This window comes from Saccharopolyspora karakumensis (genome assembly GCF_004349225.1).
Classification (GTDB): Bacteria; Actinomycetota; Actinomycetes; order Mycobacteriales; family Pseudonocardiaceae; genus Saccharopolyspora; species Saccharopolyspora endophytica.
This window is the reverse complement of record NZ_SMLA01000009.1, coordinates 44597-57696: the sequence shown is the minus strand read 5'-3', so window position 1 is coordinate 57696 and position 13100 is coordinate 44597. Positions and strand designations below refer to the sequence as shown.

13 protein-coding genes are annotated in these 13100 nt (G+C 70.4%); 7 read left to right on the top strand and 6 right to left on the bottom strand.

From position 1 onward, the window contains the following. Positions 1-262: 262 nt before the first annotated feature. A complete protein-coding gene (locus tag E1202_RS08780) occupies positions 263-892 on the top strand; it encodes a DedA family protein (RefSeq protein ID WP_132682091.1) in 630 nt (209 codons plus the stop codon). 223 nt (positions 893-1115) lie between these two features. On the opposite strand, the gene leuA is transcribed toward E1202_RS08780, so the two are convergent. Next, positions 1116-2909 (bottom strand): 2-isopropylmalate synthase, encoded by a 1794-nt coding sequence (leuA, locus tag E1202_RS08775; RefSeq protein WP_132682090.1) that lies wholly within the window; start codon positions 2907-2909, stop codon positions 1116-1118. A gap of 251 nt (positions 2910-3160) precedes the next feature. On the opposite strand from leuA, the gene E1202_RS08770 reads away from it, so the two are divergent. Both E1202_RS08770 and E1202_RS08765 read left to right on the top strand, forming a co-directional pair. Next, complete coding sequence (locus E1202_RS08770) at positions 3161-3511, top strand: hypothetical protein (protein WP_132682088.1); 351 nt, start codon at positions 3161-3163, stop codon at positions 3509-3511. 140 nt (positions 3512-3651) lie between these two features. Further along, a complete protein-coding gene (locus E1202_RS08765; protein WP_132682087.1) occupies positions 3652-5454 on the top strand; it encodes an FUSC family protein in 1803 nt (600 codons plus the stop codon). 6 nt (positions 5455-5460) lie between these two features. On the opposite strand, the gene E1202_RS08760 is transcribed toward E1202_RS08765, so the two are convergent. From E1202_RS08760 to E1202_RS08750, 3 genes are all read right to left on the bottom strand, one after another. Then, complete coding sequence (locus E1202_RS08760) at positions 5461-6555, bottom strand: aminotransferase class V-fold PLP-dependent enzyme (protein WP_235877891.1); 1095 nt, start codon at positions 6553-6555, stop codon at positions 5461-5463. 224 nt (positions 6556-6779) lie between these two features. Beyond that, a complete protein-coding gene (locus E1202_RS08755) occupies positions 6780-7403 on the bottom strand; it encodes a permease prefix domain 1-containing protein (protein ID WP_132682084.1) in 624 nt (207 codons plus the stop codon). After that, positions 7400-7729, bottom strand: coding sequence for a PadR family transcriptional regulator (locus E1202_RS08750; RefSeq protein ID WP_132682083.1), 330 nt, complete (start codon positions 7727-7729; stop codon positions 7400-7402). The genes E1202_RS08755 and E1202_RS08750 overlap by 4 nt, the downstream gene beginning before the upstream one ends. 85 nt (positions 7730-7814) lie before the next feature. On the opposite strand from E1202_RS08750, the gene E1202_RS08745 reads away from it, so the two are divergent. Together E1202_RS08745 and E1202_RS08740 are read left to right on the top strand one after the other, a co-directional pair. Then, complete coding sequence (locus E1202_RS08745) at positions 7815-8240, top strand: DUF2269 family protein (RefSeq protein ID WP_132682082.1); 426 nt, start codon at positions 7815-7817, stop codon at positions 8238-8240. A 3-nt stretch (positions 8241-8243) separates the two neighbouring features. Further along, positions 8244-8480, top strand: a complete 237-nt coding sequence (locus tag E1202_RS08740; RefSeq protein ID WP_132682080.1) for a hypothetical protein — start codon at positions 8244-8246, stop codon at positions 8478-8480. Positions 8481-8511: 31 nt separating this feature from the next. Here E1202_RS08740 and E1202_RS08735 read toward each other — a convergent pair whose 3' ends face one another. Both E1202_RS08735 and E1202_RS08730 read right to left on the bottom strand, forming a co-directional pair. Further along, positions 8512-9102, bottom strand: coding sequence for a nitroreductase family protein (locus E1202_RS08735; protein WP_132682228.1), 591 nt, complete (start codon positions 9100-9102; stop codon positions 8512-8514). A gap of 110 nt (positions 9103-9212) precedes the next feature. Beyond that, positions 9213-10325 carry a glycosyltransferase family protein gene (locus E1202_RS08730; RefSeq protein WP_235877882.1) on the bottom strand — a complete coding sequence of 371 codons (1113 nt, stop codon included), beginning with the start codon at positions 10323-10325 and terminating at the stop codon, positions 9213-9215. A 405-nt stretch (positions 10326-10730) separates the two neighbouring features. On the opposite strand from E1202_RS08730, the gene E1202_RS08725 reads away from it, so the two are divergent. Continuing rightward, the gene (locus tag E1202_RS08725; RefSeq protein WP_132682077.1) at positions 10731-11996 is read left to right on the top strand and encodes an aspartate kinase; all 1266 of its coding nucleotides are present in this window, start codon (positions 10731-10733) and stop codon (positions 11994-11996) included. Beyond that, positions 11996-13048, top strand: coding sequence for an aspartate-semialdehyde dehydrogenase (locus E1202_RS08720; RefSeq protein ID WP_132682075.1), 1053 nt, complete (start codon positions 11996-11998; stop codon positions 13046-13048). The genes E1202_RS08725 and E1202_RS08720 overlap by 1 nt, the downstream gene beginning before the upstream one ends. The last annotated feature ends 52 nt before the right edge of the window (positions 13049-13100 follow it).

Below are 13100 nucleotides of genomic sequence, written 5' to 3'. Positions count from 1 at the left end.
ACGTGAGTCCATGATGCCGGTTCGCGGCGCCGGGCAATACCGACTTTGGTCGAGTCCGTTCCCCGATTGAGCGTGAGGGTCGTCCTCGGCCGATGGGCCGTGCGGGCTCGTGGATCCCCAGGTCCGGCCCGCTCTGCCCTGTTACCGGAGTTGTGCCCGTGACCGGCGATTTTCCGCCACCCGGTGCCCGGTGACGGCCGAGAGGCAGTCCGTACCCTTGCAGGAGCCGAACTGCGCTTGCCCCCGACCAGAACGGATTTCCATGATCGAGTGGCTGAACACGATCCCAGCCGGGGTGATCTACCTGGTGGTCGCGGGAGTCATCGGGCTGGAGAGCGTGGGAATCCCACTGCCCGGCGAGATCCTGCTGGTCAGCGCCGGTGTCGCAGCCTCGCACGGGGTGATCAACCCGATCCTGCTCGCCACCTTCGCCTCGATCGGGGCGATCGTGGGCGACTCGATCGGCTACGCCGTCGGCAAGCGCTTCGGCCGGAAGCTGCTGACCTGGCTGGGCACCAAGCTGCCGAAGCACTTCGGTCCCAAGCCGCTGGCCCAGGCCGAGAAGCTCTTCGAGCGCTGGGGTGCTTGGACGGTCTTCGGCGGCCGGTTCGTGGCGCTGCTGCGCATCCTCGCCGGGCCGCTCGCGGGCAGCCTCGGCATGCCCTACCGCAAGTTCCTGCTGGCCAACGCCACCGGCGGCATCGCGTGGGCGGGCCTGGTGACCGCCCTGTCCTACGGGTTCGGCCTGGTCGCGGGGCAGTGGTTCCACCGCTTCTCGTGGATCGGCCTGGTCATCGCCGTCGGCTTCGCCTGGTGGAGCACCCGCATCATCCAGAAGCGAGTCGAACGAGCCGAAGCCGCAGAAGAACCGGAACCGGCCCAATCCAGCTGAACCCCCCGGCCAGAACGCCCCCGGGCGACAACTGCCCCTCGGGGTTGAACCACCTCACCCCGGCACGGTGGCGACCGGAACACGGCGGTAATCGGTCTCCCGATTACGGCGGTGATCCGGGTGGTGAACGGAATACCGCCGTAATCAGGACCCGGGATACCGCCGTAATCGGGTGCCGGATCACGGCGGTAATCGGGTTAGAGCCGGGGACGGCTGGGTCGGGTCAGCGGGAGGCCCGATTGGCGGCCGACACGACCGCGCGGAGCATGGCCGCGATCGTCGAGGTGTCCACGCCGACGCCCCAGAAGACGTCGTCGCCGACGGCGCACTCCAGGTAGGCCGCCGCACGGGCGTCGTCGCCCGAGGTGAGCGCGTGCTGGTGGTAGTCCAGGACGCGGATGTCGTAGCCCACGGTGCTCAAGGCGTCGACGAAGGCCGATACCGGCCCGTTGCCGCGACCGGTGATCTCGCGCTGCTCGCCGTCCACGACCACCGACGCGGTGATCGTCTCGTCGCCGGACTCACCCGACGAGCTCTGCCGGACCAGCTTCAGCGGCGCGTCGGCCTCCAGGTACTCGGCGGAGAACGCCGTCCACATGTCGGCCGGGCTGACCTCGCCGCCCTCGCCGTCGGTGTGGGCCTGCACGGCCTTGGAGAACTCGATCTGCAGCTTGCGCGGCAGCTCCAGCTGGTGCTCGGTCTTCATCACGTACGCCACGCCGCCCTTGCCGGACTGCGAGTTGACCCGGATGACGGCCTCGTAGCTGCGGCCCACGTCCTTGGGGTCGATGGGCAGGTACGGGACCTCCCACGGGTGCTCGTCGACGGAGCGGCCCGCCTTCTCGGCCTCGGCGCTCAGCGCGTTCAGGCCCTTGTTGATGGCGTCCTGGTGGCTGCCGGAGAACGCCGTGTAGACGAGCTCGCCGCCCCACGGGTGCCGCTCGGCGACCGGCAGCTGGTTGCAGTGCTCGACGGTGCGCTTGACGTAGTCGATGTCGGAGAAGTCGATCTGCGGGTCGATGCCCTGGCTGAACAGGTTCATGCCCAGCGCGACCAGGTCGACGTTGCCGGTGCGCTCACCGTTGCCGAACAGGCAGCCCTCGATGCGGTCGGCGCCGGCCTGGTAGCCCAGCTCCGCGGCGGCGATGCCGGTGCCGCGGTCGTTGTGCGGGTGCAGCGACAGGATCACCGAGTCGCGGCGGGCCAGGTTGCGGTGCATCCACTCGATGGAGTCCGCGTAGACGTTCGGGGTGGCCATCTCGACGGTGGCGGGCAGGTTCAGGATGACCGGCCGCTCCGGGGTGGGCTGCCAGATCTCGGTGACCGCGTCGCACACCTCGACGGCGTAGGACAGCTCGGTGCCGGTGTAGGACTCCGGCGAGTACTGGAACCGGAAGTCGGTGTCCGGGTACTTGCCCGCCAGCTCCAGGGCCAGTTCGGCACCCATCTTGGCGATCTTCTTGATGCCTTCGCGCTCCTCGCGGAACACCACGCGGCGCTGCAGGATCGAGGTCGAGTTGTAGATGTGGACGATGGCCTTCGGCGCGCCCTCCAGAGCCTGGAAGGTGCGCTCGATCAGCTCCGGCCGGCACTGGGTCAGCACCTGGATGCGCACGTCCTCGGGGATGGCGCCGTCCTCGATGATCTCGCGGACGAAGTCGAAGTCGGTCTGGCTGGCCGCCGGGAACCCGACCTCGATCTCCTTGTAGCCCATCTGCACGAGCAGCTCGAACATGCGGCGCTTGCGGGCGGGCGACATCGGGTCGATCAGCGCCTGGTTGCCGTCGCGCAGGTCGACGGCGCACCACAGCGGGGCCTGGGTGATCCGCTTGTCCGGCCAGGTGCGGTCGGGCAGCGACACGTCCTCGACGAGCTCGTGGAACGGCTTGTACCGGTGGGAGGGCATCGAGCTGCCCCGCTGCGGGTTCCACGACGGCTGACCGGCGGGCGCGGGCTTGGACGGCTTGCGCACACGGCCGGTGAACGGGGCCTGCGCGTCGGGGTTGTTGCTGCTCATGAGAGGCGTTCTCCTGGTCGCTTACCGGTTCTCGGACTGCATGGGAGACCGGCGCGTTCGTACCCCGCGACGAGGGGCCGGTCTAGGAGACCCCGTCGCGGCGGCGAAGCAGGAGAACGCGAGCCACGGAGCAAGGCTAACCGCAACAAGGGCCTGCAACGCAAGCGGCCTTTCCAGATCGTGGGACCAGGTGGCCGGTCGCGGGCGAACAACCCTGCCGATTTCGCCGGTTCTCGTGCAACACTGTGATCGTGACCGAGGAAGTTCGTACCGGCGCCCACGAGAGTGGTGTGCGCCGCGCTGACCTGCGACGCGGGTGGGGCCGTTTTGTCGACGTGCTGATCCTGGTGGTGCGCTGGGCGGGGTTGGTGTGCGCCTCGCTGCTGGCGATCCATGTGATCCTCACCATCGGCTCCGCGAACCCGGACAACGGCATCACCCAGTTCGTGGCCTCCGTCGCCGATCCGCTCGCCCTCGGCTTCCAGGACCTGTTCACCCCGGCCGACCCGCAGCTGGCGGTCCTGCTCAACTACGGCATCGCGGCCATTTTCTGGCTGGTCATCACCTCCATCGCCCGGCGGATCCTCGCGGCCCTGCGCTGATCCGCGCTTCGGTGTGACGCACACCGTCGTGTGATCCCGTCTTCGCGGAGACCGCCGCGGCAGCTCGGCTTGGCAGGATCGGGGTGACCCCCGGTCGCTCGGCGTGGAGCGCAGGCCACGGCGACCCGAAGGGATAGCGGTTGACCAGCGGCGCGCTCCCGAGACTCGAAGCACCTGCCTGGCTGCGGCGGATGCTGCGCCCGATCGCCATCCCGACTGACTGGACCCGCGTCGTCGCGGCCGCCGTCGGAGTCGGGGCTCCGCAGGTCGTCGGTCTGCTCACCGGACGCACCGACGAAGCCGTGCTGGCCTCGGTCGGCGCGCTGTGCGCGAGCTTCTCCGACGTCACCGGCTCCTACCGGTTCCGGCTGCGGCGCCTGGCGATCGCCGTGGTGCTCGGCGCGATCGGCTTCGCCGCGGGAGCGCTCGCCCCCGATCCGCTGTGGGCGGTGGTGGCCGTGCTGGCGGTGTCGGTTCCGTCGGTGCTGGCCAGCAGGTTGGGGGAGCTGTGGTCCTCCGGCGGCGCGCACATGCTGACCTTCTGCGTGGTGGCGACCGGACAGCGCTCCCCGGTGCTCGCTCTGCACGAGCAGGTCGCCTGGTTCCTGGCCGGTGAGCTGCTGGTCCTGGCGCTGGCGGCGGCGACCTGGCCGGTGCGCGGAACGGCCCCGGCCAGGGACGCGGTCGCGGAGATCTTCACCGCGATCCTGCGGATGTTCGGGCCCGGCGAGACGATCACCGCTCGGCAGCGGCTGACCAAGGCGCTCGACACCGCGCACGACGTGCTCATCGGTGGTGCGTCGATGTCGCGCAGCCGGGTCCGCGACCGGCTGCACCTGATCTACCTGCGCGCGACCCCGGTGGTGGAGGCGGCCGTGTCGGTCGCGCACGCCGGGATCACCCCGCCGCTGCGCACCCGCGAGGCGCTGGCGGAGCTGGCCCGCTGCGTCCGCACCGGCGAGCTCCCGCCCCGATTCCAACCGGGTCCGACCGACTCCGCGCTGGTCAGGGCGCTGGACGAGGGGATCGCCGCGCTCGTCGACGCGTTCCGCGACGCCAAGCTCGCCCCGGCCCCGGGTGGGCAGCGGAAGCGGTTGAGCATCGGCGCCACGACCTGGTGGCAGGTGCTGCGGATGCTGCTGTGCTTGGCGCTGGCCGAGGGGTTCGCCCTGCTCGCGGGCCTGGAGCAGGGCTACTGGATCGCGCTGACGGTCGCGCTGGTGCTGCGTCCCAACTCCGGTTCGGTGTTCGCCCGGACCGTGCTGCGCGCGCTCGGCACGATCCTCGGCGTGCTGGTGGCGTGGGCGCTGCTGGCGCTGCTGCCGCCCGGCTGGTGGCTGGTGCCGTTCATCGTCGCCTTGGCCGGGAAGCTGCCGGTCGCGCTGAGCAGGCACTACGGGCTGTTCAGCGCGGTGGTGACGGCGCTGGTGCTGCTGCAGATGAGCCAGCAGGCGCAGTTCTACCCCGCGGCGCGGCTGGTGGACACCTTCGTAGGCTGCGCGATCGTGCTGGTCGTCGGGTTCCTGCTGCGCGGCGTGCGGGGCGGACCGTCGCTGCGGGACGGTGTCGCCGACGCGGTCGAGTCGGTGGCCGATTACCTCTCCCGCTCGCTGTCCGGCGCCGAGCACGGGCGTCCGGCGCTGCGCCGCCGCACCTACCGGCAGCTCGCCGACCTGCGCTCTCGCTTGCAGCAGCTGCTGATGAGCCCGGACCGCCACGCCGAGGCCGAGGCCTGGTGGCCGACGATCGCCGTGCTGGAGCGGGTCGTCGACGCGGCCACCGAGCAGGCCGTCCGAGCCGGCGACTCCGACCTGCAGCAGGCGCAGCGCCTGGTGTCCACGATGCGCACGGTCAACCGCCGCCTGCGCGCTGATCCCGAGGTCCGCCCGGACTCCCTGCACGCCGAGATCGACGCGATCTACCACCACATGGCGGCCAGGTGATCGGCGTCAGGCGATCTCGTGGAGGGTGGCGTGCAGGCGTTCCGCGGCTTGCCAGACGTCGACGTGGGAGAGCCAGGCCGGGGCGAAGTTGAAGCGGATCAGGTCGGGCTCGACGAACTCCACCAGCACGCTGCGGTCCGACAGCAGATCGGCGATGCGCTGCGCCTGCTCGTGCCGGAGGCAGACCTGGGCACCGCGCGGGGAACCGGCCGTGCGCACCTCGATCGCGGCATCCGGGCAGAACCCGCCGACGCGCTCCAGGAACAGCTCCACCAGGCCCGACGTCTTCGCCGCGAGCGCTCCGACCGGGACACCGTCGAGGTTGGCCAGCACGTCCCGCAGTTCGGCCGCCGCGAGGGTCGCGGCCGGTCCGGCGAAGCCGTCGGCAAGCGGGTGCCGCAGGCCGCCGGTCGGGGAGGACGCCATGTGCCGTTCGGCGACGAAGCCGAAGGACGGCGCGGTCGTGCTCCCGCCCAGGAACTTGTGCCCGCATCCGATCGCGAAGTCCGCGCCCCACCCGTGCAGGTCGACGTCCAGCGCTCCCGCCGAGTGGCTGAGGTCCCACAGCGTCAGCGCTCCGCCGCCGTGGATCCGGGCGGTGATCGATTCAGCGTCGCGCACGGCGCCGGTGCGCAGGTCCACGTGCGAGAGCGCGACCACCGCGATCTTCTCCAGCGGCAGCGAGGCGAGGTCGTCGACGCCGTCGATCAGCTGCAACCGGCCGCCGATGTGGTCGGCGGCGGACTGGGCGAGGCAGCGGTCGATGCCGAAGCAGTCGCGCCCGACGGCCAGCACCGGCCGTCCGGGACGGAGTTCGGCGGCCGCGACCAGTGCCTTGAACAGGTTGATCGAGGTCGATTCGGCGACGGTGAGCTCCCCGGCGGCCGAGCCGACCAGCGGGGCCAGGGCGTCTGCCGCGAGCCGCGCCTCGCGGCGCCACTCCGGCTCGCCGGAGGTGCGGCCGCTGCGCGGTTCCCAGCGGTGCTGGACGAACCGGCGCAGTCGCGCGGGCGAGGTGCGGGGCATCGGACCACCGCTGTGGCCGTCGAGGCGGATGACTCCGGGGACGAGGTCGTAGCGCAGGCGCAGTCCAGCGAGCACGTCGGCGTCATCAAGCGCTTCCGCGGTCGTTCTGATACTCGTCCACACGAGTGAAGTCATACCGCATCAGAGAACCACATGTAACCGAAGTGGTGATCAATTGCCGAAAATGGGAAGTCGGCGTAATGCGACCGGACCATCGTTGTGGTCCGTTCAGCTCCGGGCAGGTGCGGTGGGGGATGTTCTCGGTGCACTCCCGCCGATTCCGGGAATTCGCCACCGGTTCAGCGCGCTTGCTCCGCGCACTCCCGGCACGTCTTCGCCGAGTTCGCCAGCGCGGAATGCGCGGCCGCGGTGCCCGCGGCGATGATCAGCAGCAGCGGCCAGTTGTCGGCCAGCGGTAGTGCGGTGGCCAGGGCGATCGTGGTCAGCGGCATCGCGATGCTGGCGGCGGTGCCCGTCCAGGCCATGATCAGCGGTAGCCGGTCGGGCACCGAGAGCCGCCGGGTGATCAGCAGCGCGGCGCAACCGACGATCGCGGCGGTGCCGGCGATGGTGGCCAGCAGCTGCGCGGTCTGCGACGGCGGGATGCCCTGATCGCGGCCGATCGTCCACGCCAGGTGCCAGCAGCCGAGCAGCGCCGGCACGGTCACCAGCAGCGCGAACGCGGTGTGCCGGGTCTGGGCGACGGTGAGCTCCCGCTGGCAGCTGGGCGCGACCTCGGCGGGCGTGCCGAACTCGCGCACGGCGTCCCGCACGGCTTCCTCGGGGGGCAGCCCGGCTTCGACGCGCGCGGCGGCGGTGTCGGCCAGGCCGTCGCGGATCTCCTGCACCATGCGCGCTTTCACGCGCGCGGGCCCGCGCAGTTCGGCGGCGAGCTCGTCGGCGTAGCTCTCGATCGCGTTCACGCGTTGCTCCCGGGGTTGAGCACGGCGCCGATCGCGGCGGTGAACTGCCGCCAGTCGGCGCGCTCACCGGCCAGGCTGCGCCTGCCTTCGTCGGTGAGCCGGTAGCAACGCCGACGCCGTTCGCCGATCGATTCCCAGCGGCTGGCCAGCAGGCCGAGTCGTTCGAGGCGCTTCAGGGCGGGGTAGATGGTCCCGGTGCGCAGTTCGAGCGCACCGCCGCTGCGGTTCATGACCGCGGTGATGATCGCGTAGCCGTGCAGCGGGCCGGGTTCGAGCACGGCGAGCAGCAGGCCGTCCAGGTGTCCTCGAACCGCGTCCGCCTTCATGCGTCTCATCATATCGGGTGAAGGTAGGCAGGGTATATATTGGCTGCCAACTTATTGGTGCGCGATGACCCACGGAGGTCCTGAGATGACCGCGCTGCTGCTGTCGGTGCACGTCCTGGCGGCGATCGTGCTGATCGGTCCGATCGCCGTCGCCGCCTCGCTGTTCCCGCGCCACGCCCGCACCGAACCGGACGCCGGCGTCGCCCGGCTGCTGCACCGGATCTGCCGCGGTTACGCGCTGGCCGGCATCGCGGTCCCGGTGTTCGGCCTGGCCACCGGCCTGCAGATGGGTGTCCTGGGAGACCCGTGGTTGCTGATCTCGATCGTCCTGACGGTGATCGCGGCGGCCCTGCTGGCGCTGGTGATCCTGCCCGCGCAGGCCGCGATGCTCACCGAACCGGCGGCCGCGGTCGCCAAGCGGCTGACCGCGACCACCGGCGTCTTCAACCTGCTGTGGGCGGCCGTGGTCGTGCTCATGATCGTCCGCCCCGGCTCGTCGACCGGGGCCTGAGGCGTGCGCGCGCTCAAGATCGCCGCGACCGCCGAGGTCCTGACCCTGGCGCTCCTCCTGCTCAACCTGGCCACGATCCACGCGCGGGGCGTCAGCTCCCTGGTCGGCCCGCTGCACGGCACGGCCTACCTGATCACGATCGCGATGGCGCTCACGACCATCCCGACCCGAGCCCGCTGGCTCTCCATCATCCCCGGAGTGGGAGGCCTCCTGGCTCTCTCGCGCCACCCGGCCGGGTGAGGAATTCGAATCCCCGCCTCGAAACCGCAGGTCAGAAGAGGGGAGTGCCCCAGGAGTCGGTGAAGACGAGGTCGGTGAGGGGCTTGCGGACTCGGGGGCGGAGCTCCTTGTCCACGAGGCGCTCCGGCATGTCGTCGAGGTTGCCGAGGTCGCCGATCGCGATCGCCACCATCGGCTCGAAGTCGTCCGGGACCGAGAACTCCACGCGGGCCGCCTCGCGGTCGAAACCGGCCATCTGGTGCGCGTGCAAGCCCTCCGCAACGGCCTGCAGGACCAAGTTCTGGGCGGCCAGCGCGAGCCCGTACTCGCCGTAGGGCATCGGTTCGCCGTCGGAGTTGACCGACTGCGCGACGCCGATCGCCAGCGCGGCCGCGTCACCCGCCCAGCCCTTGTTGCCGCGCGAGAGCGTGCCGTGGATGCGGTCGAAGGTCGACTCGCCGCGGCGGGCGGCGATGAACCGCGCGGGCTGCGAGTTGCCCCACGACGGAGCCCACCGGGCGGCCTCGAACAACGCGGTGAACTGCGCGTCGTCGATCGTCGCCGCCGGGTTCAGCGCGCGCGGGCTCCAGCGCTCGGCCAGCAGCGGGTGCAGCGGAACCGAGGTGTCCGCGGTCTTGTCCAGTTCGGTCACCGAAAACCTCCCGACAGCGGAGTGCGCACGTCGCAGCCGCGAGGACCACCCTCGCAGCTCAGCCGCCGAGGTTCCACCACCCGCGTCGCCGGCGGGACGAGTCAGATGGCGTACTGCCAGGCCGTCAGCGAGTAGGCGCCGAGCCAGGAGCCGAAGAAGACCAGCAGCACCGCCGTGGTGACGGCCGTGGCCGGCGTCCTCTTGCTCAGGCCGATCGCGACCGGGATGAGCAGCGGGAACGCGGGCAACATCAACCGCACCTTGGAGTACATCAGGCCGTCCGAGCCCAGGTCCAGCACCAGGACGGCGGCGGCGAACAGCACGAGCGGCCACGGCAGCCGGTGCCAGACGCACAGCGCCAGCAGCACGATCGCCGCCAGCACCACCCAGACCGTGAAGGTCTCGAAGACCGACTTGTCCTCGGTCAGCGCCTCGACCACGAACTGCGCGGTCTTCGCGCCGCCGTCGAACGCCGACGACCAGCCGCGGGCCTGCAGCTCGAAGTAGCCGTTGATCTTGCCGGTCTGCAGCCCCACCCAGCCGATGTAGGCGATCATGCCCAGCGGTGCGAGCAGCACGGCGAGCCACGGCCGCCAGGAGTCCCGGCGCTGGACGATCGCGATCACCGCGGCCAGCCCGATCACACCGACGAGGGCGGCGGCGGTCGGCCGGATCAGCCCGGCGGCCGCGCAGCACAGCCCGGCCAGCGGCCAGTTGCGCTCGACCACGCCGATCAGCGCCCAGATCGACAGCGCGCAGAACAGCGCCTCCGAGTAGGCCATCGACAGCACCACCGACATGGGCGCCGCGGCGAACAGCACCACCAGCAGCAGCCCGACCCGGCGGGTGCCGCCGAGCCGCTCACCCAGCCGCGCCAGGCCGTAGGCGGCGACGACGCCGCAGATCAGGCTCGCGGTGATCGCCGCGCCGATCGTGCTCACGCCCGGGACCAGCGCGATCGCCATGATCAGCAGCGGGTAACCGGGGAAGAAGGCCAGCGGGGTCTCCGGGTACCGGTGCCCGAAGCCGTCCACCATGCTCGGGTTCACGCCGCCGTAGCCGTGGGCGGCGATCTCGGTGTACCACTGCCCGTCCCAGGCGTTGAGGTTGTCCAGCAGGGATTCGTCGTTGACTGCGGAGAGCCAAGCTAGTACGAGCAGTCCCACCAGCCGAATTGCGAGGTAGACCACAGCCGGGGTCAGCGCGATGATCATCCGGCGCTGCTGCGGTGTACCCGGTCGCGTGCCGGAGCTCGCTCGCGACGCCTGCTGTTTCCGCTGCGTAGCCGCAGTGTTTCCGGTATCCCCCAGGGGTGGTTCCAGCGCGCCCTGCGTGGTGGACAACACTACGCTCCGCTCTTGTCGACAATCGCGTCCAACAGGGTAGACGTGGCCTTCGTGATTGGGGTTCACCCCCAGTGGTCGGTAGGCTAGTCCGGCAGCGGAGCGACCTGGTAGAAGGCCGTTTCGGTCGTGATCGACCGACGCTGTCTCCCGCCGGTCGCGGGGCGGAGGGCGCATCCCATCAGCGGATGTCCCACTGCTCTTCGTCCACCCGGTGTCAGCACGGGGACAACCCGTGCCCGGGACGGCCGCAGCGGTCGAGGAGGTTTGTTTCACGTGGCGCTCGTCGTCCAGAAGTACGGCGGTTCCTCACTCGAGAGTGCTGATCGCATCAAGCGGGTCGCCGAACGCATCGTCGAGACCCGCAAAGCGGGCAACGACGTCGTGGTCGTCTGCTCCGCGATGGGTGACACCACTGACGAGCTGCTCGACCTCGCCAAACAGGTCAACCCGGCACCGCCGGAGCGGGAACTCGACATGCTGCTGACCGCGGGGGAGCGGATCTCCAACGCGCTGGTCGCGATGGCCGTCGAGTCGCTCGGCGTGGAAGCCCAGTCGTTCACCGGCTCGCAGGCCGGCATGATCACCACCTCGGCGCACCAGAACGCGAGGATCGTCGACGTCACGCCGGGCCGCATCCAGGAGGCGCTGGCCGAGGGCCAGGTCGCGCTCGTCGCCGGGTTCCAGGGCGTTTCGCAGGACACCAAGGACATCACGACGCTCGGTCGTGGTGGCTCGGACACCACCGCGGTCGCGGTGGCGGCTGCCATGAACGCCGACGTGTGCGAGATCTACACCGACGTGGACGGCATCTACACGGCCGATCCGCGCATCGTGCCCGACGCGAAGCACCTCGACCACATCACCTACGAGGAGATGCTGGAGATGGCGGCGACCGGCGCGAAGGTGCTGCACCTGCGCGCGGTGGAGTACGCCCGCCGCTACGGCGTGCCGCTGCACGTCCGCTCGTCTTACTCGCCCAAGCCCGGCACGACAGTGTCCGGTTCAGTGGAGGACCTTTCCGTGGAACAGGCGATGATCACCGGCGTCTCGCACGACCGGTCGGAGGCCAAGGTCACCGTGCGCGGTGTGCCGGACAACCCGGGCGTCGCGGGCCGCATCTTCCGCGTGGTCGCCGACGCCGAGATCGACATCGACATGGTGCTGCAGAACATCTCCGGCACCGCGTCCGGCAAGACCGACATCACCTTCACCGTGGCCCGCAGCAACGGCGCGGTCGCCGTGGCGGAGCTGGAGAAGATCTCCGGTGAGGTCGGCTTCGAGGAGGTCGTCTACGACGACCAGGTCGGCAAGGTCTCGCTGGTCGGCGCGGGCATGCGCTCGCACCCCGGCGTGACGGCCACGTTCTGCGAGGCGCTGTCCAACGCGGGCGTCAACATCGACATCATCAACACCTCGGAGATCCGCATCTCGGTGCTGATCCAGGACACCCAGCTCGACACCGCCGTGCAGGCCCTGCACGCGGCCTTCGAGCTCGGTGGCGACGAGGAAGCGGTCGTGTACGCGGGGAGTGGTCGCTGATGGCACCCACGCTCGCGATCGTCGGCGCCACCGGTGCCGTCGGCACGGTCATGATCGACATCATCAACAACCGCGACTCGGTGCCGTGGGGTGAGATCCGGCTGATCGCCTCGCAGCGCTCGGCGGGCAAGAAGATCACCGTCCGCGGCGAGGACAACACCGTGGTCGCGCTGGCCCCCGAGGCGTTCGACGGCGTGGACATCGCGCTGTTCGACGTGCCGGACGAGATCTCCGCCGAGTGGGCCCCGGTGGCCGCCTCGCGCGGTGCCGTCGCGGTCGACAACTCCGGCGCCTTCCGGATGGACCCCGAGGTGCCGCTGGTGGTGCCCGAGGTCAACGCGGAGAAGGTGCACGAGCGCCCCAAGGGCATCATCGCCAACCCGAACTGCACGACGCTGTCGATGATGGCGGCGCTCGGTGCGCTGCACCGCGAGTTCGGTCTGCGCGAACTGGTCGTCTCCTCCTACCAGGCCGCTTCCGGTGCTGGCCAGGACGGCATCGACCGGCTCTACGCGGAGCTGGAGGCGGTGGCCGGCAAGCAGCTCGGCGTCCGCGCCGGTGACGTCGCCGAGGCCCTGGCCGAGGCCGGTCTGTCCGCCGAGACTCCGTTCAAGGCGCCGCTGGCGCTCAACGTGGTCCCGTGGGCGGGTTCCCGCAAGGACGACGGCTGGACCTCCGAGGAGCTCAAGGTCCGCAACGAGTCCCGCAAGATCCTGGGGATCCCGGAGCTGAAGGTCTCCGCGACCTGCGTCCGCGTCCCCGTGCTGACCACGCACTCGCTGGCGGTGCACGCCACCTTCGAGCGCGAGGTGTCGTTGGAGCAGGCGCACAAGCTCTTCTCCGAGCAGCCGACGATCGTGCTGGACGACGACCACGACAACGGCGTGTTCCCGACCCCGGCGGCCGTCGTCGGCGGCGACCCGACCCACGTCGGTCGCGTCCGCCAGGCGCTGGACTTCCCGAACACGCTGGACTTCTTCGTCTGCGGCGACAACCTCCGCAAGGGTGCGGCCCTCAACACCTACGAGATCGCCGAAACCCTCGCCAAGTGATCTGATCACCGGCACGACAAGGGCGCCTTCCTCCTGGTCACAGGGGGTGGGC

Coding starts and splice junctions, on each gene's coding strand:
- leuA (WP_132682090.1), bottom strand. CDS start 2,909: ATGAGCAGCAACAACCCCGACGCGCAGGCCCCGTTCACCGGCCGTGTG.
- E1202_RS08745 (WP_132682082.1), top strand. CDS start 7,815: ATGACCGCGCTGCTGCTGTCGGTGCACGTCCTGGCGGCGATCGTGCTG.
- E1202_RS08750 (WP_132682083.1), bottom strand. CDS start 7,729: ATGAAGGCGGACGCGGTTCGAGGACACCTGGACGGCCTGCTGCTCGCC.
- E1202_RS08720 (WP_132682075.1), top strand. CDS start 11,996: ATGGCACCCACGCTCGCGATCGTCGGCGCCACCGGTGCCGTCGGCACG.
- E1202_RS08730 (WP_235877882.1), bottom strand. CDS start 10,325: ATGATCATCGCGCTGACCCCGGCTGTGGTCTACCTCGCAATTCGGCTG.
- E1202_RS08780 (WP_132682091.1), top strand. CDS start 263: ATGATCGAGTGGCTGAACACGATCCCAGCCGGGGTGATCTACCTGGTG.